Source organism: Streptomyces sp. NPDC051020 (assembly GCF_040683105.1).
In the GTDB taxonomy this organism is placed as follows: Bacteria; Actinomycetota; Actinomycetes; order Streptomycetales; family Streptomycetaceae; genus Streptomyces.
Genome location: NZ_JBFBCG010000049.1, coordinates 18,757 through 39,314, shown reverse-complemented (window position 1 = coordinate 39,314; position 20,558 = coordinate 18,757). Strand labels below are relative to the sequence as shown.

At 69.8% G+C, this 20,558-nt stretch carries 20 protein-coding genes and 1 tRNA gene; 7 read left to right on the top strand and 14 right to left on the bottom strand.

Going from position 1 to position 20,558, the window contains the following annotated elements; all coding sequences use genetic code 11:
• Nucleotides 1-142 precede the first annotated feature (142 nt).
• The 11 genes from AB0N06_RS24935 to AB0N06_RS24885 form a co-directional block, all read right to left on the bottom strand.
• Complete coding sequence (locus tag AB0N06_RS24935) at nt 143-1,018, bottom strand: carbohydrate ABC transporter permease (RefSeq protein WP_366136888.1); 876 nt, start codon at nt 1,016-1,018, stop codon at nt 143-145.
• A gap of 97 nt (nt 1,019-1,115) precedes the next feature.
• Nucleotides 1,116-2,501, bottom strand: coding sequence for a sugar ABC transporter permease (locus AB0N06_RS24930; protein ID WP_366136887.1), 1,386 nt, complete (start codon nt 2,499-2,501; stop codon nt 1,116-1,118).
• 4 nt (nt 2,502-2,505) lie between these two features.
• Nucleotides 2,506-3,873, bottom strand: coding sequence for an extracellular solute-binding protein (locus AB0N06_RS24925; RefSeq protein WP_366136886.1), 1,368 nt, complete (start codon nt 3,871-3,873; stop codon nt 2,506-2,508).
• Nucleotides 3,874-4,349: 476 nt separating this feature from the next.
• On the bottom strand, nt 4,350-4,988 hold the full coding sequence (gene def / locus AB0N06_RS24920; RefSeq protein ID WP_366136885.1) for a peptide deformylase: 639 nt from the start codon (nt 4,986-4,988) through the stop codon (nt 4,350-4,352).
• A 124-nt stretch (nt 4,989-5,112) separates the two neighbouring features.
• Nucleotides 5,113-6,105: a hypothetical protein gene (locus tag AB0N06_RS24915; protein ID WP_366136898.1), complete on the bottom strand. Its 993-nt coding sequence runs from the start codon at nt 6,103-6,105 to the stop codon at nt 5,113-5,115.
• A 92-nt stretch (nt 6,106-6,197) separates the two neighbouring features.
• Nucleotides 6,198-7,469, bottom strand: a complete 1,272-nt coding sequence (locus AB0N06_RS24910; protein WP_366136884.1) for a metal-dependent phosphohydrolase — start codon at nt 7,467-7,469, stop codon at nt 6,198-6,200.
• The gene (locus tag AB0N06_RS24905; RefSeq protein ID WP_366136883.1) at nt 7,466-8,944 is read right to left on the bottom strand and encodes an HD-GYP domain-containing protein; all 1,479 of its coding nucleotides are present in this window, start codon (nt 8,942-8,944) and stop codon (nt 7,466-7,468) included. The genes AB0N06_RS24910 and AB0N06_RS24905 overlap by 4 nt, the downstream gene beginning before the upstream one ends.
• 200 nt (nt 8,945-9,144) lie before the next feature.
• Nucleotides 9,145-9,456, bottom strand: coding sequence for a mycothiol system anti-sigma-R factor (gene rsrA / locus AB0N06_RS24900; protein ID WP_366136882.1), 312 nt, complete (start codon nt 9,454-9,456; stop codon nt 9,145-9,147).
• Nucleotides 9,453-10,109 carry a sigma-70 family RNA polymerase sigma factor gene (locus AB0N06_RS24895; RefSeq protein ID WP_266990480.1) on the bottom strand — a complete coding sequence of 219 codons (657 nt, stop codon included), beginning with the start codon at nt 10,107-10,109 and terminating at the stop codon, nt 9,453-9,455. The genes rsrA and AB0N06_RS24895 overlap by 4 nt, the downstream gene beginning before the upstream one ends.
• A gap of 343 nt (nt 10,110-10,452) precedes the next feature.
• Entirely contained in the window at nt 10,453-11,112 is a 660-nt protein-coding gene (locus AB0N06_RS24890; RefSeq protein WP_366136881.1) for an alpha/beta family hydrolase, read from the bottom strand.
• Nucleotides 11,113-11,121: 9 nt separating this feature from the next.
• Nucleotides 11,122-11,937, bottom strand: coding sequence for an SOS response-associated peptidase (locus AB0N06_RS24885; protein ID WP_366136880.1), 816 nt, complete (start codon nt 11,935-11,937; stop codon nt 11,122-11,124).
• 52 nt (nt 11,938-11,989) lie between these two features.
• Here AB0N06_RS24885 and AB0N06_RS24880 point away from each other — a divergent pair, with 52 nt between their 5' ends.
• From AB0N06_RS24880 to AB0N06_RS24865, 4 genes are all read left to right on the top strand, one after another.
• Nucleotides 11,990-12,703 carry a M50 family metallopeptidase gene (locus tag AB0N06_RS24880; RefSeq protein ID WP_366136879.1) on the top strand — a complete coding sequence of 238 codons (714 nt, stop codon included), beginning with the start codon at nt 11,990-11,992 and terminating at the stop codon, nt 12,701-12,703.
• 265 nt (nt 12,704-12,968) lie between these two features.
• Nucleotides 12,969-14,285 carry a 3-phosphoshikimate 1-carboxyvinyltransferase gene (aroA, locus tag AB0N06_RS24875; RefSeq protein WP_366136878.1) on the top strand — a complete coding sequence of 439 codons (1,317 nt, stop codon included), beginning with the start codon at nt 12,969-12,971 and terminating at the stop codon, nt 14,283-14,285.
• Between the two features lie 3 nt (nt 14,286-14,288).
• Nucleotides 14,289-15,305 carry a ribosome small subunit-dependent GTPase A gene (rsgA, locus tag AB0N06_RS24870; protein ID WP_366136877.1) on the top strand — a complete coding sequence of 339 codons (1,017 nt, stop codon included), beginning with the start codon at nt 14,289-14,291 and terminating at the stop codon, nt 15,303-15,305.
• 90 nt (nt 15,306-15,395) lie between these two features.
• Entirely contained in the window at nt 15,396-15,719 is a 324-nt protein-coding gene (locus tag AB0N06_RS24865) for a multidrug efflux SMR transporter (protein WP_037689010.1), read from the top strand.
• Nucleotides 15,720-15,809: 90 nt separating this feature from the next.
• On the opposite strand, the gene AB0N06_RS24860 is transcribed toward AB0N06_RS24865, so the two are convergent.
• Nucleotides 15,810-16,418 carry a TetR/AcrR family transcriptional regulator gene (locus tag AB0N06_RS24860; RefSeq protein WP_366136876.1) on the bottom strand — a complete coding sequence of 203 codons (609 nt, stop codon included), beginning with the start codon at nt 16,416-16,418 and terminating at the stop codon, nt 15,810-15,812.
• Nucleotides 16,419-16,540: 122 nt separating this feature from the next.
• Between AB0N06_RS24860 and hisN the strand changes: the two genes are divergently transcribed.
• Both hisN and AB0N06_RS24850 read left to right on the top strand, forming a co-directional pair.
• Entirely contained in the window at nt 16,541-17,377 is an 837-nt protein-coding gene (gene hisN, locus AB0N06_RS24855; RefSeq protein WP_366136875.1) for a histidinol-phosphatase, read from the top strand.
• A 182-nt stretch (nt 17,378-17,559) separates the two neighbouring features.
• The gene (locus tag AB0N06_RS24850; RefSeq protein WP_366136874.1) at nt 17,560-17,961 is read left to right on the top strand and encodes a CBS domain-containing protein; all 402 of its coding nucleotides are present in this window, start codon (nt 17,560-17,562) and stop codon (nt 17,959-17,961) included.
• Between the two features lie 191 nt (nt 17,962-18,152).
• Here the strand turns inward: AB0N06_RS24850 and AB0N06_RS24845 are convergent, their stop codons facing one another.
• Nucleotides 18,153-19,622: a catalase gene (locus tag AB0N06_RS24845; protein WP_366136873.1), complete on the bottom strand. Its 1,470-nt coding sequence runs from the start codon at nt 19,620-19,622 to the stop codon at nt 18,153-18,155.
• Between the two features lie 151 nt (nt 19,623-19,773).
• Between AB0N06_RS24845 and AB0N06_RS24840 the strand changes: the two genes are divergently transcribed.
• Complete coding sequence (locus AB0N06_RS24840; protein WP_366136872.1) at nt 19,774-20,193, top strand: Fur family transcriptional regulator; 420 nt, start codon at nt 19,774-19,776, stop codon at nt 20,191-20,193.
• Between the two features lie 198 nt (nt 20,194-20,391).
• On the opposite strand, the gene AB0N06_RS24835 is transcribed toward AB0N06_RS24840, so the two are convergent.
• Nucleotides 20,392-20,465, bottom strand: a tRNA-Met gene (locus tag AB0N06_RS24835).
• Between the last annotated feature and the right edge of the window lie 93 nt (nt 20,466-20,558).

Here is a 20,558-nt window from a genome sequence, read left to right as displayed (position 1 = left end):
CGCAAACGGCCGATGGAGTGGGAGGGTTACGCCGAACGTGGCGTTCGTGCGAAGCGGCAGGTGGGGTGGGTCCCGTTATGGGTAACGGGACCCACCCCACGTTGACGTACAGCGGGTGGACCGCGGTCGGTCCGGTGTGCGGTTACTTGACCGCACCCGCCATCACGCCGGAGACGAACTGGCGCTGGAAGGCGAAGAACACGGCGAGCGGAATCACCATCGAGACGAAGGCGCCGGGCGCCAGCACATCGATGTTGTTGCCGAACTGCCGCACCTGCTGCTGCAGCGCCACGGTGATCGGCGGGGAGTCGGAGTCCGCGAAGATCAGGGCGACCAGCATGTCGTTCCACACCCAGAGGAACTGGAAGATCCCCAGCGAGGCGATCGCCGGGCCGCCCAGTGGCATCACGACCCGGGTGAAGAGCCGGATCTCGCCGGCCCCGTCGAGCCGTGCTGCCTCCAGGAGTTCACGCGGGATTTCCGCGAAGAAGTTCCGCAGAAGGAAGATCGCGAACGGCAGCCCGAAGGCGGTGTGGAAGAGAATCACGCCGAAGGTCGTCTCGAAGATCCCGATGTCACCGAAGAGCTTGGAGACCGGGACGAGGGCGACCTGCACGGGGACCACCAGCAACCCGACGACCAGCAGGAACCACCAGTCGCGGCCCGGGAAGTCCATCCAGGCGAAGGCGTACCCGGCCAGTGAACCGATCACCACGACCAGGACCGTCGCGGGTACGGTGATCATGACCGTACTCAGCAGGGAATGGGTGATGGTCGAATTGTCCAGCAACCGGCTGTAGTTGTCGAAGGTGAGCTCGGACGGGGCGGTGAAGACCTTCCACCAGCCGGTCGCCGCGATGTCGTCGGCGCCGCGCAACGAGGAGAGCAGCAGCCCGATGGTCGGCATCAGCCAGAACAGGCCGACCAGGACGAGGAAGAACCGCATCGCGCCGCCGCCGGTGCGGGCCGCGATCCGTGAGCCGAGGGACTGCGTCGCCTTCGCCGTAGGGGTGGTCATCGGCGCCCCTCCTTCCCGATCCGGCGAATGTCGCTGTGTTTTTCCGGGGGGCAACACCCGGGCCACCGGCCGGAGGCGGCCGTGGTCGACGGAGTCGTCATCGGCGCCCCTCCCTACGAATCCGGCGAATGTTGAAGATCATCACCGGGATCACCAGCAGCAGCAGGAGTACGGCGATGGCGCTGCCGATCCCGAGATCCGCGTCCGTGCCGAACGAGGACCGGTACAGCTGCAGCGCCAGGACGTTCGCGTCGTCCTGGGAGGAGCCCGGCGCGATGATGAAGACCAGATCGAAGATCTTCAGCACGTTGATCATCAGGGTGACCAGCACCACCGCCAGGACGGGCGCGAGCATCGGCACGGTGATCCGGCGGAACACCTGCCACTCGTTCGCCCCGTCCACCCGGGCCGCTTCGAGGAGTTCACGCGGCAGACCTGCGAGGCCCGCCGCGATCAGCACCATGGCGAAGCCCGCCCACATCCAGACGTAACTCCCGATGATCCCGGGCGTCACCAGGGACGGGCCGAGCCAGTCGACCCCGTTGTACGGCTCCCTGAAGTTCGATGCGGGAAGCCTGAGCAGGGCGCCTTCGGCGGAGGCGGGCAGGGTGAACGTACCGTCCGCGGCCGCCGTCGCCGAGCCGACCACCTTGCCGTTTTTCACCGCCTCGATCTTCAGCCCCTTGAGGCCGAGTTCCTTGGCGTCGACGACATTGGGTTTCCCGCCGCCGCCCTTGGTGAAGTCCAGCCACGCGGTGCCGGTGACCTTCCCGGACTCGGGCGGGGCTGCCTTCGCCGGCTTTGCGTCCGTCGGCATCTTCGCGGGCGCCACACCGACCAGCGGCAATCGCACGGGTACACCGGCCTGTGCCGGCGCCTTCGTGACGAACGACCCGCCGCCGCCCGCCTTCAGCGGATGGACCGGCAGCGGATGCGCCTTCGGATAGCCGGCCGACTCCGCGAACGTGTCGTGCACGCCCACCCAGACGGCGTTGGCGACGCCCCGCTCCGGCGCCTGGTCGTACACCAGCCGGAAGATGATGCCCGCCGCCAGCATCGAGATCGCCATCGGCATGAAGACGATCAGCTTGAACGCCGTGCCCCAGCGGATCCGCTCGGTCAGCACCGCGAAGATCAGCCCCAGCGCGGTGGAGATCGTCGGCGCGAAGACGACCCAGATCGCGTTGTTCTTGACCGCTGTGCGGATGGTGTCATCCGTGAACAGCGCCTTGTAGTTGTCGAGGCCGGCGAAGCCCGTACCCGCCTGGTCGAAGAACGACCGGTAGACGGAGTACACGATCGGATAGACCACGAGTGCACCGAGCAGCACCAGCGCGGGCAGCAGGAAGAGCATTGCGATGATCTTCCGGGTACCGGTCACGCTCCGGCGCGGGCCTGTGGGATCAGGGCGCCCGGAGCGCTCGGGGGGACGCTTGTCGGCGGGGAGCACCGAGTCGGCGCCCCCCGCTGTCGCTGTCGTCATCCCGTCAGCTCTTGTACGCCTTGGCCGCGTCGGACTCCAGTGTCGCCTGGGTCCCCGCGAGGTCCTTCGGGTTCTTCAGGAAGTCCTGGAGCGTCTTCCACTCGCCCTTCCCGGGCGTCCCGCCGAACGACTGCGGGGCCTGGTCGGACATGTCGAACCGGACGGCGTCACCGGCCGCGATCAGCGCCTTCGCCATGGTGCGCTGCACCTCGTTCGGATACGCGGCGGTGTCCAGGGACTTGTTCGGCGAGATGAACCCGCCCTGCTCAGCCCAGATCTTCGCGGCATCGGCCGAGGCCAGCCAGGTCAGCAGGGCCTGGGCACCCTTGCTGTCCTTCAGCGCCACTGCCGCGTCGCCGCCCGTCACCACGGGCGACTCGGCGCCGACCGCCGGGAACGGGAACACCTTGGCGTCCGTGCCGATCTTCGCCTTGGTCTGCGCGATGTTGACGCCGACGAAGTCGCCCTCGAAGACCATGGCGGCCTTCGGCTGGTCACCGCCGGTGAAGGCCTGGGTGACCGAGACCGGGAACTCCGTCTGCAGGGCACCGTCGGCGCCGCCCGCGATCAGGGACGGCTTGCCGAAGAGTTCGGCGAGCGTCGTCAGCGCGTCCTTGACGGACGGGTCCGTCCACTTGATCTCGTGCTTGGCCAGCTGGTCGTACTTCTCCGGACCCGCCTGGGAGAGGTAGATGTTCTCGAACCAGTCGGTGAGCGTCCAGCCGTCCGCGCCGCCGACCGAGACCGGGGTGACACCCGAGGCGGAGACCGTCTCGGCCGTCGCCATGAAGTCCTTCCAGGTCTTCGGCTCACTTGCCCCCGCGTTCTCGAACGCCTTGGCGTTGTACCAGATCAGGGACTTGTTGGCGGCCTTGAAGTAGACGCCGTACTGGGTGCCGTCCACCGCGCCGAGGTCCTGCCAGACCTTCGCGTAGTTCTTCTCCAGCTGCGCCTTCGCGTCGGCGCCGACCGGCTTGGCCCACTTCTTCTCCACAGCCTGCTTGATCGCACCCACCTGCGGGATCATCGCGACGTCCGGCGGCTGGCCGCCCGCGATCTTCGTACCGAGGAAGTTGACGATCGGGTCCTGCGCCGGGACGAAGGTGACCGTCGCCCCCGTGCGCTTCTCGAACTCCTTGAGGACCTTCATGAAGTTGGCCTGCTCGGGCCCGGTCCAGACGGCCGCGACCGAGATCTTCTCGCCGTCCAGCTTGGGCAGTGCGACGGCCGAGGAGCTCGGCTCGTCACTGCCGGACCCTCCTCCCGTCTTTCCCTTTCCGCTGCCGCCGTCGTCGCCGCAGCCGGTGAGGGCCAGTGCGCCGACGGCGGTGAACACCATCGCGGCCCTGCGAATCCGAAGCGTTGTGCGCATCGCTGCCCCGTCTCTCCTGTGCGCGTGAACGGACGGGTGGGACCGCCGGTCGGTCGGCGGTGCCGCTCGTCCATCAGGTCGTCCTGTGCGCACCAGTCCTACGCCCGGTGCGTGGACGCCGCAATACCGCTTTCAGCTCCAACTGATCGATTGTGATGGGCTCGTGACGTGAGGTCAGTTGTCTTCTGATCGTCGGACGGGCTGGCGGATGAAGCCCGTCAAGGCGGTCCCTCCCATGCCCCTGAGGCCATGGGAGGGACCGAGGACGCACCGGCGACCGGGGCGAGGACGCCTCAGGACTAGGGCGTGTTTCGAAAGTCCCGCCTGCCAGGCGGTGTCTGGCACGCACGCTCGCTGCGTTGTCGGGCTCGCCCCGATACGCCCAGTATCGGGGCGACCCTCCGCCTTGCGATCGCACGCACCAGACACCGCCCGGCCCGCCCTACGGGCGGACAACGCTACTTTCGAAACACGCCCTAATCGTTCGGCACGATCTCGTAGCGCGGCGTGTTCTCCGCCATCTGCCGCAGCGCGTCCTTGCGGTCCCGCTTCGAGAGCCGGTCGATGTACAGGTAGCCGTACAGATGGTCCGTCTCGTGCTGGAGGCAGCGCGCGAAGTAGCCGTTGCCGCGGATCTTGACCGGGTTGCCCTTGGCGTCCTGGCCGCGCACCACCGCGTAGTCCGGGCGGGCCAGCGAGGCATACGCGGTCGGGACGGAGAGACAGCCCTCGTTGGAGTCGTCGAGGATGCGCTCCTCCGGCGACAGCTCTTCGAGCACCGGGTTGCAGACGGCGCCCACATGCCGCACACCGTCGTCGTCCTGGCAGTCGTAGACGAAGACCTTGAGGTCCACGCCGATCTGGTTGGCGGCCAGGCCCACGCCCTCCGCCGTCCGCTGGCTGGCGAACATGTCGTCGATCAGCCGGCCCAGCTCGTCGCCGAACTCGGTGACGTCCTTGCACTCCTTGTGCAGCACCGGGTTGCCCACGACCGTGATCGGACGGGAGGTACCGCGCTCGCGGTACGCCGCCTCGCGCGCCTCACAGTCCTCGGTGTCCACGACGAAGCCTTCGTCGTCGACGCTGATCTGCTCGTCCGTCTCCTGCTGCGCCATGTCCGCCGTACGCCTTCCTCAAAACCCGAATCGATGCCCGTACAGCGTAACGGCCTCCCCCGCGGCGGGGAGCGGGCTCCCGATCGTGGGGGAGGCCGTTCCGGCCGGGCCGCGGACGCACAGCTCAGCAGACTTCTTCGAGATCCCGCCACTCACGGCTGTCCGGGCTGTCCGCCACCCAGCCGTCCAGCAGTCCCCGCACCAGCCCGGCCGGTGCCGCTATCCCGCACTCGCGCTCCGGCACCCACAGACCTCCGGCGGTGCGGTGGCCGAGCGGTCCCGGATGGCCGGGCTCGCTGTGGTCGTGCGGGTCGAGATGCTCGCCGTCACCCTCGTCGCTCTCCATCCGGCTCTCGGAGCAGGCCCGGCAGAGCAACCGCACGGATGACGACCAGTCCTCGGCGGCGAATCCGGCATCGGACGCCAGCTGCTCCAGAGCGTCCCGGTCCGCCTCCGTGGCAGCTTCGAGGAGCACCACCCAGGTGGGTACGGGGGACGGAGCCCAGAGCTCGATCTCGTCGAACACGGGGTACGAGGGGCCGGCTGCGGTGACCCGCTCGCCGTGCGGCACCCCGTCGTGCAGGACGACCTCGCCCCAGCGCCGCCCGGAGGAGGGCAGCGGGATCGACAGCACTTCCATCCGGGCCGGATCCAGCCTGCGGCCCCAGACGACCTCGGCCTCGCCCTCGGGCGACAGGCGCACGGCCGCGCTGCCCAGCTCCATACCGACCGGCTCGCTGTTGGCCGCTGCGGTGTGCTGGCCGGCGCCGGGCACCTTCAGGCCGTACGCCTGCCAGGCGCGGCGGGCCAGGGGCCAGTCCTGCAGCGCGGTGGCGGCGATCCCGACGTTCCACCAGTCAGGGGCGCCGGACTCCTTGTCGAGGAGCGCGACGGCGCGCAGCCCGGCCGCTCTCGCCTGCTCCCAGTCATGCCGGAATTTGTGCAGCAGCGCCAGGTTGAACCATGACTCGGAGAGCCAGGGTTCCAGGTCCGCCGCGCGTGTCAGCAGTGCGCCCGCGTCCTCGTACCGGCCGTCGCCGATCAGCGTGAACGCGCGGTCCGTGGCCTGCCGCCAAGAGGCGGAGGGCCGATGCCGTACCTTCCCGAAGATCCTCACGATTCCCGCCTGTCCCGACTGGACACCCTCGTTCTTGCGCTCTCCTTCGCATCCAACCATGCCTGGCAGGACGCCCGCTCATTACCCATGGGTTACCCAGGTGGGACGGGGGTCAGACCGCCCCGGGCCAGGACCCTGGCAAGCGATTCGACCACCTCCGGCTGGTAGTCGTGGGCGGTGCCGAGCCGGAGCCTCTCCAGAGCGCCGAGCGGGCCGCTGAGACCTTCCCCGCACAGGTCGTCGTATGCGTTGACGGCGCGGACGATCCGGGCGGGCAGCGGCTGCTCGCGGTACGGGTCGGCCTGCCGCTCCACCACGACGGCGATCCCCGAGTCCACACCGGTCTGCCGGACCACGGCCCCGCCCAGCAGCGCGATCCGGCGCTGCTCCGCGGCGGGCAGCGGGGCGGTCGCCCCGTCGGGCACGGGGTCGACGAGGGAGAGCTGACCGATGTCGTGCATCAGTGCGGCGTACTCCAGCACGGTGAGCTCGGCCCCGGAGAGCCCCAGCTCCCGGCCGACGGCCGTACAGAGGACCGCCACCCTGCGGGCATGCCCGTGGGGGGTGTAGCCGGCGATCTCGGTGGACCGGGCGAGCGAGGCGATGGTCTGCCGGTAGGTGGTGCGCACGGCGACGAACCTACGGAACGACACCTGGGTCAGCAGCAGCGGTACGCAGAGCACGGGCAGCGCCCACAGCCCGGCGACGGCGACCCCGAGAGCCATCACCGCACCCGTCGCACAGACCGCCGAACCGATGCCGAGGAGGGCGCGCAGCTCGTCGCGGAGCAGCGGCCCGTACGGGATGGAGGTGCCACCCCTGCTCCTGAAGCCGTGAGGGAGGGTGCCGGAGCGCAGCAACAGGGCTCCGAGCACGGCGTCGCACAGGGCGGTGAGCCCGAGCAGGACGAGGAGGAAGAGCGCGAAGAACGGACCGTCGCCGAACCAGTCGGCGGTCCGGCCGGAGTTGTAGAGCGGCAGGAAGCACACGGCGGCGAACGAGACGGTGACGATCCGCCGGGCGAGCTGATCGGCGGTGGGCCCGCTGCCGCGCGCCACGTGGGGCACGGCGGCGACAAGCTGCGCGGCGACGAGGACGGCGATGACCTGGAGGACCCCGTGGGTGGTGGGTTGCCCGCCACTGCGGCCGAGCAGGGCGTACGCGAGCGCGCCGGCGGCCCCGAGCGGCGCGGGCTCCCGCTCCCCGGGCAGCGCACCCCAGCGGGCGAGCTCGCCGACGGTGATGAGCGCACCGAAGGCAAGGGCATGCCCGGGTTCATGAACTCCGTGCCAGAGAGTGTGGGCCAGCCCCCCGAGGGCAAGCACAACGGCACCGCCACGGACGGCAGCGACGGCGCCGGTCACCGGGGACGTTCCGCGGCAGCGTCGAGCCCGTCCGCACCGTCGAGCCCGTCGGCGCCACCCAGCCCGTCCGGGGGCCGAGGACGAGACGCCTGCGGGACGAACCCGGCGCCCGCGCCCGCACCCGCACCCGCACCCGCACCCGCACCCGCACCCGGCGACGGGACTGCCTCGTCCGCCGTCACCGCCACCGTCTCCGCGGCCCACCCGTACCGCTCCACCGCCCGCGCCAGCGCCCGCACCATCTGCGGATCGAACTGCGTCCCCGCACAACGCTTCAGCTCCTCCACCGCCACCGGCACCGGCCGTCCCCTGCGGTACGACCGCGTCGACGTCATCGCGTCAAAGGCGTCGGCCACCGCGACGACCCGTGCGAACTCGGGAATCTCCCGCCCGCTCAGCCCGTAGGGGTAGCCGCTGCCGTCGAGCCGCTCGTGATGGTGCAGGATCGCCGCCCGCGCCTCACCCAGGAAACCGATGCCCCGGACGATCTCGTGGCCGTACTCCGGGTGCAGCTCGATCACGCGCCGTTCCTCCTGGGTGAGCGGCCCCTCCTTGCGCAGCACCCGGGTCGGCACGCCGAGCTTGCCGACGTCGTGCAGGATCCCGGCGAACCGGAGCACTTCGAGCCGGTCCTCCGCCATGCCCAGCTCCCTGGCGATCAGCACGGAGGCCTGCCCGACGCGCTCGCTGTGCCCCCGGGTGTAGGTGTCCTTGATGTCGACCGCCTGCACCAGCGCTCGGATGGTGGCGCGGTGTGCCGCCTGCTGGCGGTGGTACTGGGAGAAGACCCAGCAGGAGATGTACATCGGCAGCAGGACGAAGAGCGCCGACAGCGGCCCGTACGAGCTGCGCCACAGCAGAGCCATCATCAGTCCGGAAAGCCCGTGCACCAGGTGCGGTCCGAGCGAGTTCGGCAGCAGCCCGCTCCAGGCGCGCCGGACGGGCAGCCGTTCGGCCGCGGCCAGGATCGAGCCGTCCAGGGCGGTCAGGACGAGGCTGAAGGCCAGCGCGGCGACGCTGGCGGGCAGGACGGCGTACGGGAAGTCGGGCAGCAGACCGGGGCCGGGCCCGCCGAGCGTGCCGCCGCCGCCGAGCAGGCCGTGGACCGTCGACGCCGCCCAGACAGTGATCACCAGCTGGGCCATGCGCCAGACGCGGCGGACCGCGACGGGCGCGTTCTCCACCCGGCCGACGAGTGAGCCGGGGATCGGGACCAGCGCCGCGGCAGCGGGCGGCAACAGGAACGCCGCCGCGAGCAGCAGCGGGAAGAACGATCCGGCACTGATCGGCACGGAGCTGCCGAAGAACGGGCGGCGTCCGGGCAGTTCACAGGCCAGATAGAGCCCGGTGAGCAGGCCGACGGTGCCCCAGGGCACGCCCGTACCGCCGGGCGGCAGCGTTGGCCGCACACAGAGGACAGCGCAGACCGCGGCGGCCAGAATGACCGCGAGCGCCGCAGCCCCGGTGCCTCTCACCCGCCCTGCCCGCCCCCCGAACTAGGTCAATGGAGGCGCCACGCTAGCGAGTTGGGCACTTGGTCGAGCATGGTTGAGCCCGATTAGCACGTTCGGGTGAAGTGCATGCGTTGGCGGTGGTACGGGCGAGGGCGCGCCGCGACAGTCGCGGTACGCCCTCATCGTGCAGAAAAGGCCCCGAGTTCAGGGGTGGCCGCCGGTCACTCCGTGGCGGCGCTCGGCAGCTCGGCCACCACGTCCTGGTCCGGCACGGCCTGCCCGGAACGGATCAGATCAATCCGGCCCATCACCTTGGAGCGCAGGTCGGCCGGCACGTCGTCGTGACCGCAGCAGCGCTTGACCAGCTTCTTCACCGCCTGCTCCAGCCCGTACTTCTCCAGGCACGGGGAGCACTCCTCGAAGTGCACCTCGAACTTGCTGCAGTCGCTGTCGGGCATCTCATGGTCGAGAAACTCGTAGAGATGATCGAGGACCTCTGAGCAGTCTGTCTCGTGCGGCTCTCCGCAGCTCATGAGCCCGAGCCTTTCCGATCGTCCGACTCTCCGGCACCGGCCGGGACGAGCCCGCGTTCACGGGCGTAGTCCTCCAGCATGCCGCGCAGTTGGCGGCGGCCCCGGTGCAGTCGGGACATCACCGTACCGATGGGAGTCCCCATGATGTCCGCGATCTCCTTGTAGGCAAAGCCCTCTACATCGGCGAGATATACCGCGATACGGAACTCTTCGGGGATCGCCTGCAGCGCGGACTTCACGTCCGAGTCCGGCAGGTGATCGAGCGCCTGCGACTCGGCGGAGCGCAGACCTGTGGACATGTGCGACTCGGCGCGCGCCAGCTGCCAGTCCTCGATCTCCTCGGCGGCACTGCGCTGGGGTTCGCGCTGCTTCTTGCGGTACGAGTTGATGAACGTATTGGTGAGGATGCGGTACATCCACGCCTTGAGGTTCGTCCCCTCGCGGAACTGGTGGAAGGAGCCGTACGCCTTCGCATACGTCTCCTGAACCAGGTCCTCGGCGTCTGCGGGATTGCGCGTCATGCGCAACGCGGCCGAGTACATCTGGTCGAGGAAACCGAGGGCGTCCCGCTCGAAGCGCGCATTGCGCTCGGCGGTCGTCTCCTCCGCGCGGCCGTCGTCGGTCCCTGTGTCGGTACCGGTGACCGGACCCACCTCCTCCAACGCTGTGGCGGTTCCAAGACCGGACCCGCTCGAATCGGAGAATAGTCGACCTTGCTTCGACGCGGGCTGTCGTTCCGATCCGCTCCGTGCCCGCCCGGGTGTGGTCTTCGCCGCGTGCAGCACCGTCCACTCCAGGTCAGCGGCGTTCGAGCGGCGCGGGCAGATGGTCGAACCCATGCGACGGACTCCCTCTCCACGTACGACGTTGATGTACCGATGTCCCCAACAACAGTGGTCCCCGACACAACATTCCCGGGGTGCGCCGGGTCGTCCCCGGGTGTGATCCGATCCACCTGGGGATGTGCGGGCCTCAGTGACGAGAGTCGGTCCGGAGTTACGGGAGCCGGTCCAGCCATTCCGTCACGGCGGCGGTGAGAAGTTCCATCGCCCGGTCCTCGGTCAGTCCGGACTTCTTCGGAACGGCGAAGCCGTGGTCCCCGTACAGCACCTCGGCGATCTCGTACTCCCCCGGAGGGAATTCGGCCGGCCGCCCGAACGGGTCGCGGCCGCCCTGCACGACGAGCGTGGGCACGCCCGCGCCGAGCAACTCGTCCTTGCGGGACTTCTCCGGTCTGCCCGGCGGGTGCAGCGGGAAACTGAGCGCGAGGACGGCGTGCGCGCCGAGCCCGGCCGCCGTGCGGCAGGCCACCCGCGCGCCTGCGCTGCGTCCACCGGCGACGACGGGCAGCCCGGGTGCGGTGAGAGCGGGCCACAGACCGCGCCAGCCGGTGTCCAGGGTCTTCGGGGCGGGCGCGAGCTTCTTCCCGGCGACCCGCCAGGGTTGCTCCACCAGAGCGACGGTCACGCCGCGTGCGGGCAGCACGGCGGCCAGCGCCTGGATGTCGCGGGCCTCGATGCCGCCGCCGGCGCCGTGGCTGAGGGCGAGCACCAGGTGGGGACTTCGCGCGGGCAGCCAGGTGATCCGGGCGGGCCCGGTGGCGGTGTCGACCGTCTCGGCCGTCGGGGCTGTCTCTCTACGACTCACAGCGCCCATCCTGCCCGGTCAGAAGAGCGTGCCGACCTCCGGCGCGGTCAGTTCCTCCAGGAGCTCGGGCCCGTTGTTGCGGACGTTGCTGACCGCCGTGGCCACCGGGTACGCCCGCATCAGTCCGCCGGGCGGCGGTGCCAGCAGCGCTCGCAGCTCCCCGATGTCGGTGCGCGAGGGGTCCAGCCAGGCGTCCCAGCGGTCCGGGGTCAGCATCAGCGGCATCCGGGGGTGGATGTCGGCAAGCGCGCCCGGGCCCTCGGCGGGGGCGACGGCGAGCGGGGTGGTCTCCGCCTCGGTGGTGATCACGGAGCAGGTCACCCACCAGGCCTGCGGGTGATCGTCCGGCAGCGTCCGGTCACGCCAGAACTCGTACAGTCCGGCCATCGCGAAGACCGATCCGTCGGCGGGCGTCACGAAGTACGGCTGCTTCCGCGGCCGCTTCTTCTTCCCCTTCTCCTCCAGCTGCCGCTCGTCGGCGCCGGTGACCCACTCGTAGTAGCCGTCGGCAGGCAGGATGCAGCGGCGTGAGACGAAGGGGCGGCGGAAGGACGGCTTCTCGTGGACGGTCTCCGCCCGGGCGTTGATCATCCGGGCTCCGCCGTCGGGCGACTTGGCCCACGAGGGGACGAGTCCCCACTTCAGCGCGCGCAACTGGCGAACCGGACGTTGATCATCCGCGTCTTTCACGGGACGTTCCAGTACGGCGTAGACCTCTTTGGTCGGCGCCACGTTGTAGTCGGGCTCCAGCGCCTCCGCCGGTTCCCATTTCTCGACGCCGAAGAGTCCGGTCAGATCCTCGGGCCGCCGACTCGCTGCATACCGTCCGCACATAAGTGCCAGACTGCCACGATCCACCGCCACGACCGCAAGGAGCCGCCCGCACATGGACAGCACCGAACTGGGCAATCTGTGGGATCGCGTCTTCGGTACCCAGCCCGCACCCGAGCAGTGGCTGGTGGTCGTGACGGCCACGGTCGCGCTCAGCGCCGTCGTACCGAACGTCCTATGGCGCCTCTCGCGCAACGCGATCACCATCGCCCACGAGGGCGGGCACGGGCTGATCGCCACGGTCAGCGGGCGCAGGCTGGAAGGCATCCGGCTGCACTCGGACACCAGCGGGCTGACCGTCAGCCGCGGCAGGCCCACCGGCATAGGCATGATCGTCACCGCGGCAGCGGGCTACACCGCGCCGCCACTGCTGGGACTCGGCGGCGCCTGGCTGCTCGCCGACGGCCGGATCACGCTGCTGCTGTGGGTGTCGACCGCGCTGCTCGCGGTGATGCTGGTGATGATCCGCAATCTGTACGGGGCGCTCACGGTGATCTTCACCGGTACGGCGTTCCTGCTGGTGTCCTGGCTGGCTTCACCCGCGGTGCAGTCGCTGTTCGGGTACACCGTGGTCTGGTTCCTGCTGCTCGGGGGTGTGCGTCCGGCGTTCGAGCTGCAGTCGAAGCGCCGGCGCGGCGGGGCGCCGGACTCGGATGCGGACCAGTTGTCCCGCCTCACGGATGTGCCGGCCATGTTGTGGCTGGGCTTTTTCCATGCGGTGTCGATCTGCTCGCTGATCGGCGGCGGCCGCTGGTTGCTCAGCCGGTGAGGGGAGGACAGCCCGCGGCGGCGCCCATCACGCCTTCTCTTACGCCCCAGTTTCGGCCTGTTTGATCAAGATCTGGGATTGCGGCGAGCCACCAGGACCGACCGGCACATGGGGGCAGCGGCGCGGGGCTGGGCACGCACATCTGCCGCGTTGTCGTCCATCACCATGGCTCCGCCATGGCTCAATCCTCCGCCTCGCATCTGCCCGCACCCAGCCCCGCTCCTACTCCCACCCCCCATGTGCCGGTCGGTCTAAAGTGAGGTCCATGACCGAAAGTTCCGTGCACCCCGCCCTCTGGCCCGCCCCCCATGCGACCGGGGCCGTCGACGCGACCGTCACCGTGCCCGGATCGAAATCGGTCACCAACCGGGCGCTGGTCCTGGCCGCCCTCGCCGCCGAGCCGGGCTGGCTGCGCCGCCCGCTCCGCTCCCGCGACACCCTGCTGATGGCGCAGGCGCTGCGTGCGATGGGCGTCGGCATCGAGGAGGGCGTCGGCCCGGAAGGCTCCGGCGAGGCCTGGCGGGTCATTCCGGCCGGGCTGCACGGCCCCACCACGGTCGACGTCGGCAACGCCGGAACGGTGATGCGTTTCCTGCCGCCGGTCGCCGCCCTCGCCGACGGTCCGATCCGCTTCGACGGCGACCCGCGTGCGTACGAGCGGCCGCTGACCGGCGTGATCGACGCGCTGCGGCTGCTCGGCGCCCGGATCGACGACGACGGGCGTGGTTCGCTGCCGATGACCGTGCACGGCGGCGGGGCACTGGACGGCGGCCCGGTGGCGATCGACGCCTCCTCGTCGTCCCAGTTCGTCTCGGCGCTGCTGCTGTCGGCACCGCGTTTCAACCAGGGCGTGGAGGTACGCCACACCGGTTCCCGGCTGCCTTCGATGCCGCACATCCGGATGACGGTCGACATGCTGCGGGCCGTCGGCGCCCAGGTCGACGAGCCCGAAACGGGCGGCGAGCCGAATGTCTGGCGGGTGTCCCCGTCGGCGCTGCTCGGCCGCGACCTGACGGTCGAGCCGGATCTCTCCAACGCCCAGCCCTTCCTCGCGGCGGCGCTGGTCACCGGTGGCCGGGTGACGATCCCGGACTGGCCGGAGCACACCACCCAGCCGGGTGACACGCTGCGCGAGATCTTCACCACTATGGGCGGCAGCTGTGAGCTGACCGAACGCGGTCTGACGTTCACCGGATCGGGGCGTATCCACGGCATCGACGTGGACCTCGGCGAGGTCGGCGAACTGACCCCCGGCATCGCTGCGGTCGCGGCCCTCGCCGACTCCCCCTCCACACTGAGCGGTGTCGCCCATCTGCGGCTGCACGAGACGGACCGGCTGGCCGCGCTCACCAAGGAGATCAACGAGCTCGGCGGCAACGTCACCGAGACCGCCGACGGGCTGCACATCGAGCCGCGCCCGCTGCACGGCGGTACCTTCCATACGTACGACGACCACCGGATGGCAACCGCTGGGTCGATCATCGGCCTTGCCGTCCCCGGAGTGGAGATCGAGAACGTGGCGACAACCGCCAAGACCCTGCCGGATTTCCCGCAGATGTGGACCCGAATGCTCGGGGCCTGAATCATGCGTCGCTACGGCAAGAACCCCGACGAGGACGACATCCGGTTCCGCCCCAACCCGAAGGGCAACCGGCCTCGTACACGTACCCGCCCCAGGCACGAGGACGCCGAGGAAGGCATGGTCCTCACCGTGGACCGCGGCCGCCTGACGTGCCTCGTCGACGGCCGTACGGTCGTGGCGATGAAGGCCCGGGAACTGGGCCGGAAGGCCGCGGTGGTCGGCGACACCGTCTCGATCGTCGGCGATCTGTCCGGCGACAAGGACACCCTCGCGCGCATCGTCCGGATCGGTGAGCGCCGCTCGGTGCTGCGCCGGACGGCGGACGACGACGATCCGTACGAGCGGGTGGTCGTCGCCAACGCCGACCAGCTGGCGATCGTCACCGCGCTGGCGGATCCGGAGCCCCGCCCGCGGATGATCGACCGCTGTCTGGTGGCGGCGTACGACGGCGGGCTCTCCCCGCTCCTGGTCCTGACCAAGTCCGACCTCGCATCGCCGGACAAGCTCCTGGAGGCGTACACCCCCCTGGGGGTCCCGTACATCGTCACCAGCCGCGAGGAGCTGGAGAACGGCGACGCGGCGGACCGGGTGCGCGAGCTGCTGAACGACCGGGTGACCGCCTTTGTCGGGCATTCCGGCGTCGGGAAGACCACCCTGGTCAACGCCCTCGTGCCGAAGGACCGGCGGCGTACCACGGGTGTCGTCAACGCGGTCACGGGCCGCGGCCGTCACACCACCACCTCGGCGCTCGCGCTGCCGCTGCCGGACGGGCGCGGCTGGGTGGTCGACACCCCCGGGGTGCGCTCCTTCGGGCTGAACCACATCGACCCCTCGCGGGTCATCCACGCGTTCCCCGACCTGGAGCCGGGCACCGAGGACTGTCCCCGCGGTTGCACCCATGACGCCACCCAACCGGAATGCGCGCTGGGCGCCTGGGTCGCCGCCGGGCACGCCGATCCGGCGCGGCTGGACTCCCTGCACCGGCTGCTGGCCACCCGGGAGCGCCGCGAAGGCGACTGATCCGGGTACGTTTGCGACCTGCCGCTGACGGTAAGTGCATAATCGCGCTCAGCGGGACGGCGCAGTCACCGACGTGGAAGGGCACTGACGATGGCGTGGCTGCTGGTCGTGGTCGCAGGACTTCTGGAGACCGGCTTCGCCGTCTGTCTGAAGCTGTCCCACGGGTTCACCCGGCTCTGGCCGACCATCGCGTTCGCCGTCTTCGCGCTCGGCAGCTTCGGTCTGCTGACACTCTCCTTGAAGAAGCTCGACGTGGGGCCCGCCTACGCCGTCTGGACAGGCATCGGTGCGGCGGGCACCGCGATCTACGGCATGGTCTTCCTGGACGATGTGGTCTCCACCCTCAAGCTGGTGTCGATCTCGCTGGTGATCCTGGGTGTGATCGGACTCCAGCTGTCGGGCTCGTCCCACTGACGGTGACAAGCGGCACAGTGCCCGGCGGCTTCCACGGCCGGCACCTCGCGCCCGCGGCGCTCGTGCTCCGGGGCGCCGGTGGCCCGCCCGTCACGCCGCGGGCCACCGCTCCACCGCCTCGCGCACCAGCGGCGCCGCGTCCGCGGGGAGGACGGACGCGGCGACCGCGTACGAGAGCGCGAGCCGCATCGCGACCTCACAGGTCGTGGCCAGTGCCGCCGAGTCACGCGGCAGGCGCCCCTCGTCCAGCGCGGCCACCGCACGGTCACACACCAGACCGAGCAGTTCGACGGGGGTCGGCGGTCCGGCATCGGCCCGCCGCTGCGCCGGTACGGACGAACCGGCCGGCGCCGCCAGGCGCACGGGACGGGGTAATCGCTCGCTCCAGCACCCCGTGAGCAACGCCCTGACCAGGGCGTTCGTACGGGCCGCCCACACCGTCCAGGCGGCGGTCGCAGCCAGCCTGTCCCCCGTGCCGCCGGGCGATCCCAGCGCCCGTTCGACACCTGCGAGATAGCCGTCGGCAGCACGCCGGACCAGGGCCCGGGCCAGGCCGTCCTTGCTGCCGAACTCGTTGTAGAGGGTCTGCCGGGAGACTCCGGCGGCGGAGGCGACATCGACCATCCGTACGGTCGGCCAGGGCCGGGTGGTGAGCGCCGAGAGGGCGGCGTCCAGCAATGCTTCGCGCGCTGTCGGCATCGTCGCCTCCCACGCCAGGGACTCTGCGGTTCAGAGTTGACGCGCCGCTGGGCACTGTCAAGACCTCGAGCAGCCTCCGGGGCCATGTGGCCCTGTTCACCTGCGGTCGATACTGTGACGACATGCCCGATTACCACGATGATCTACGCCTCGCCCACGTACTGGCGGACGCCGCCGACGCGGCGACGATGGACCGGTTCAAGGCTCTGGACCTCAAGGTCGAGACCAAGCCGGACATGACGCCGGTGAGCGAGGCCGACAAGGCTGCCGAGGAACTGATCCGCGGCCACCTCCATCGGGCACGTCCGCGCGATGCGATCCTCGGCGAGGAGTACGGGATCGAGGGCACCGGTCCGCGCCGCTGGGTCATCGACCCGATCGACGGCACCAAGAACTACGTCCGCGGTGTCCCGGTCTGGGCGACCCTCATCTCGCTGATGGAGGCGGGCGGAGGGGGCACCTCCCGCTCGAGCGGAGCCGAGAGTGGGGGAGGGTTCCAGCCGGTGGTCGGTGTCGTGTCGGCGCCCGCGCTGGGCCGCCGCTGGTGGGCGGCGAAGGGCGCGGGGGCGTACTCCGGCCGCAGCCTCACCTCCGCGACCCGGCTGCACGTCTCGAAGGTCGAGCGGATCGCGGACGCCTCGTTCGCGTACTCCTCGATGACCGGCTGGGAGGAGCAGGGCCGGCTCGACGGCTTCATGGACCTGACGCGGGCCTGCTGGCGTACGCGTGGGTACGGCGACTTCTGGCCGTACATGATGGTCGCCGAGGGTTCCGTCGACATCTGCGCGGAGCCGGAGCTCTCGCTCTGGGACATGGCGGCGAACGCGATCATCGTCCAGGAGGCGGGGGGCCGGTTCACCAGCCTGGACGGAATCTCCGGTCCGGGCGGCGGAAACGCGGCGGCCTCGAACGGCCTGCTCCACCACGAGCTGCTGGGGTATCTCAACCAGCGCTACTGATCCCGGGCCGTCAGGAGGCGCGCGGACTCCGAGGGGCGTGTGGTGCACTACCGCGCGCCCCTCGGTTGGTCTCCACGCACCCCTTGTTGGACTCCCCCAAGGATGCAACGCTGAGAGTCCCCCCACTTGTGAACTTGTGAATCGGCTCACGCAGTCGCTTCACGAAGGAGGTGGCTCCCTTCATGCTCGTCCGTGACGCCATGAGCACGATGGTCCTCACTATCGGCCCCACCCATACGCTCCGCCAGGCGGCCCAACTGATGTCGGCGCGCCACATCGGGGCAGCAGTTGTCCTCGACCGGGACACCAGCGGGATCGGCATCCTCACCGAGCGCGACATCCTGACTTCGGTCGGCTCCGGCCAGAACCCCGATACCGAAACCGCGTCCACCCACACCACCCACGATGTGGTCTTCGCCGCGCCCAACTGGACCCTGGAAGAGGCCGCGGAGGCCATGACACACGGCGGATTCCGCCATCTGATCGTGCTGGACGACCACGGACCCGTCGGCATCGTCTCGGTCCGCGACATCATCCGCTGCTGGGCACCGGCCCGGCGCCACCCGGCGGAGCTGGTCGGCTGAGCGCCCCTACGTACGTACGGCCGATGGGCCTGTCCCCCTCGGTGAAGAGGGGGACAGGCCCATCGTCGGCCGGGGCAGCGCAACCAGTGCGGTGACCGGCAATGCGTGCCCCGCGACGGGGCAAAGCCTGCCGGGAGGGGCACTGGTGCGTGCCAGGCGCCGCCTGGCAGACGGGGCTTTCGAAACACGCCCTAGGCGCGCAGGGCCTGGACCGCCGCTTCGAGTCGCTTGCCGAAGTCGCCGTCGGCCTGACGGAAGTTGTTGATCGCGCGCTCGGCGATGTCATCGCGCGAAACCTTGGCGATGAACCCGGCGAGGTTGTCGATCAGCCGGGCCTTCTCGTCCTCGGACATCAGCCGGTAGAGGTTGCCGGCCTGTACGAAGTCGTTGTCCTCGGCGTGGCTCGGGGCTTCGTGCGTACCGGTCTCACCGGTGACCGTGGTGGGCTCCCACAGCGCACGGTCGGTCTGGACCGGACCGCCGAAGCTGTTGGGCTCGTAGTTCTTCGCACCCTTGTGGCGACCGTCGTACAGGTAGCCGTCCCGGCTGTTCGTCCGCGCCTCGGTGGCGTGCGGACGGTTCACCGGCAGGTGGTCGGCGTTGATGCCGACGCGGTACCGGTGGGCGTCGCCGTACGCGAAGAGGCGGCCCTGGAGCATCTTGTCCGGGGACGGGCCGATGCCCGGCACGAAGTGCGCGGGGCTGAAGATCGACTGCTCGGTCTCCGCAAAGATGTTCTCCGGGTTGCGGTTGAGCTCCAGCTTCCCGATCTCGACCGGCGGGCAGTCCGCGTGCGGCCACACCTTGGTGAGGTCGAACGGGTTGAAGCGGTAGGTGGCCGCCTCGGATGCGGGCATGATCTGGACCTGCACGGTCCAGGACGGGAAGTCGCCGCGCTCGATCGCCTCGCGGAGATCGCGCTGGTGGCTGTCCGGGTCCTCGCCGGCGAGCTTGTTCGCCTCGGCCTGAGTGAGGTTCTTGATGCCCTGGTCGGTCTTGAAGTGGTACTTGACCCAGAAGACCTCGCCGGCCTCGTTGTTCCACTGGTAGGTGTGCGAGCCGTACCCGTTCATGTGACGCAGCGTGGCCGGGATGCCGCGGTCGCCGAAGAGCCAGGTCACCTGGTGGGTGGACTCGGGCGACAGACCCCAGAAGTCCCAGACGTTGTCCGCCTCCTGCGAGCCGGTGTACGGGTCGCGCTTCTGGGTGTGGATGAAGTCCGGGAACTTGATGGCGTCCTTGATGAAGAACACCGGGGTGTTGTTGCCGACGAGGTCGTAGTTGCCCTCTTCGGTGTAGAACTTCAGCGCGAAGCCGCGGGGGTCACGCACCGCGTCGGCGGAGCCGAGGTTGCCCGCGACGGTGGAGAAACGCAGGAACGTCTCGGTCTGCTTGCCGACCTCGGAGAGGAACTTCGCCCGCGTCCACTGCGAGACGTCGCGGGTCAGCGTGAACGTGCCGTACGCACCGGCGCCGCGGGCGTGCACGACGCGCTCCGGAATGCGCTCGCGGTTGAAGTGCGCGAGCTTCTCCAGGAGCGACTGGTCCTGTACCAGGACCGGACCGCCGACGCCCGCGGTCTGACTGTTCTGGTTGTCGGCGACCGGCGCGCCGGCCTCCGTGGTGAGCGGTCCCTGCGTCACGTGCGCCTCCTGCGTCATTCCTGCACATCCGTCATGTCCTGATGTCCGCACAGCCTGTCCCTTGGCGTATGCCGGTTCCGATCCTACAATGGACTAAGTCCAAGTCAAGTAAACATCTAAAGTCACACTCGTTCAGGACCAGGGCCCCCTCACTGTTAGGCTTGTTTCCATGAGTGACCTGCTGGAACGGCTCCGCGGACGCGGCTGGCGCATGACTGCGCAGCGGCGCGTCGTGGCCGAAGTCCTCGACGGGGACCATGTGCACCTGACGGCCGACGAGGTCCACGCCCGGGCCGTCGCCAAACTGCCGGAGATCTCCCGCGCCACCGTCTACAACACGCTCGGTGAGATGGTCACCCTCGGCGAGGTCATCGAGGTCTCCACGGATCGCCGAGCGAAGCGGTACGACCCGAACGCGCACCGCCCCCACCACCACCTGGTCTGCGCCCGGTGCGGCACCATCCGTGACGTGCACCCGGCGGGCGATCCGCTGGCGGACCTGCCGGCCGACGAGCGCTTCGGCTTCACGGTCTCCGGTGTCGAGGTGACGTACCGCGGCATCTGCCCGAACTGCGCGACAACGGCCTGAGACTCCGCGAGAGGCCCGGTGCGAGCGAGACCCCGGGTTCCGGTGCCGCCGGCGAAGAAGCGGAAGATCACGAGGTGGACCTCGTGACCGGCAAGAGCGATGCACGGGGAAGCGATGGGCCACATGCTCTGAGGCAATGGCCTCGGACATGAACAGAGGGCCGGATCCCTGTAAAAGGATCCGGCCCTCTGTTTTCAGTAGCGGGGACAGGATTTGAACCTGCGACCTCTGGGTTATGAGCCCAGCGAGCTACCGAGCTGCTCCACCCCGCGTCGGTGAACACAACATTACGTGACGCCCCCGACCGGCGCAAATCCGTTTCCGCTGGGTGGGGCGGCGGCCCGCGGAGACTCGGCGTACCGGCC

Bases quoted from the DNA above. Each gene is read 5' to 3' on its own strand.
- AB0N06_RS24935 (WP_366136888.1), bottom strand. From the start codon at position 1,018: ATGACCACCCCTACGGCGAAGGCGACGCAGTCCCTCGGCTCACGGATC.
- AB0N06_RS24930 (WP_366136887.1), bottom strand. From the start codon at position 2,501: ATGACGACAGCGACAGCGGGGGGCGCCGACTCGGTGCTCCCCGCCGAC.
- AB0N06_RS24925 (WP_366136886.1), bottom strand. From the start codon at position 3,873: ATGCGCACAACGCTTCGGATTCGCAGGGCCGCGATGGTGTTCACCGCC.
- def (WP_366136885.1), bottom strand. From the start codon at position 4,988: ATGGCGCAGCAGGAGACGGACGAGCAGATCAGCGTCGACGACGAAGGC.
- rsrA (WP_366136882.1), bottom strand. From the start codon at position 9,456: ATGAGCTGCGGAGAGCCGCACGAGACAGACTGCTCAGAGGTCCTCGAT.
- AB0N06_RS24890 (WP_366136881.1), bottom strand. From the start codon at position 11,112: ATGGGCGCTGTGAGTCGTAGAGAGACAGCCCCGACGGCCGAGACGGTC.
- AB0N06_RS24885 (WP_366136880.1), bottom strand. From the start codon at position 11,937: ATGTGCGGACGGTATGCAGCGAGTCGGCGGCCCGAGGATCTGACCGGA.
- AB0N06_RS24880 (WP_366136879.1), top strand. From the start codon at position 11,990: ATGGACAGCACCGAACTGGGCAATCTGTGGGATCGCGTCTTCGGTACC.
- aroA (WP_366136878.1), top strand. From the start codon at position 12,969: ATGACCGAAAGTTCCGTGCACCCCGCCCTCTGGCCCGCCCCCCATGCG.
- rsgA (WP_366136877.1), top strand. From the start codon at position 14,289: ATGCGTCGCTACGGCAAGAACCCCGACGAGGACGACATCCGGTTCCGC.
- AB0N06_RS24865 (WP_037689010.1), top strand. From the start codon at position 15,396: ATGGCGTGGCTGCTGGTCGTGGTCGCAGGACTTCTGGAGACCGGCTTC.
- AB0N06_RS24860 (WP_366136876.1), bottom strand. From the start codon at position 16,418: ATGCCGACAGCGCGCGAAGCATTGCTGGACGCCGCCCTCTCGGCGCTC.
- hisN (WP_366136875.1), top strand. From the start codon at position 16,541: ATGCCCGATTACCACGATGATCTACGCCTCGCCCACGTACTGGCGGAC.
- AB0N06_RS24850 (WP_366136874.1), top strand. From the start codon at position 17,560: ATGCTCGTCCGTGACGCCATGAGCACGATGGTCCTCACTATCGGCCCC.
- AB0N06_RS24845 (WP_366136873.1), bottom strand. From the start codon at position 19,622: ATGACGCAGGAGGCGCACGTGACGCAGGGACCGCTCACCACGGAGGCC.
- AB0N06_RS24840 (WP_366136872.1), top strand. From the start codon at position 19,774: ATGAGTGACCTGCTGGAACGGCTCCGCGGACGCGGCTGGCGCATGACT.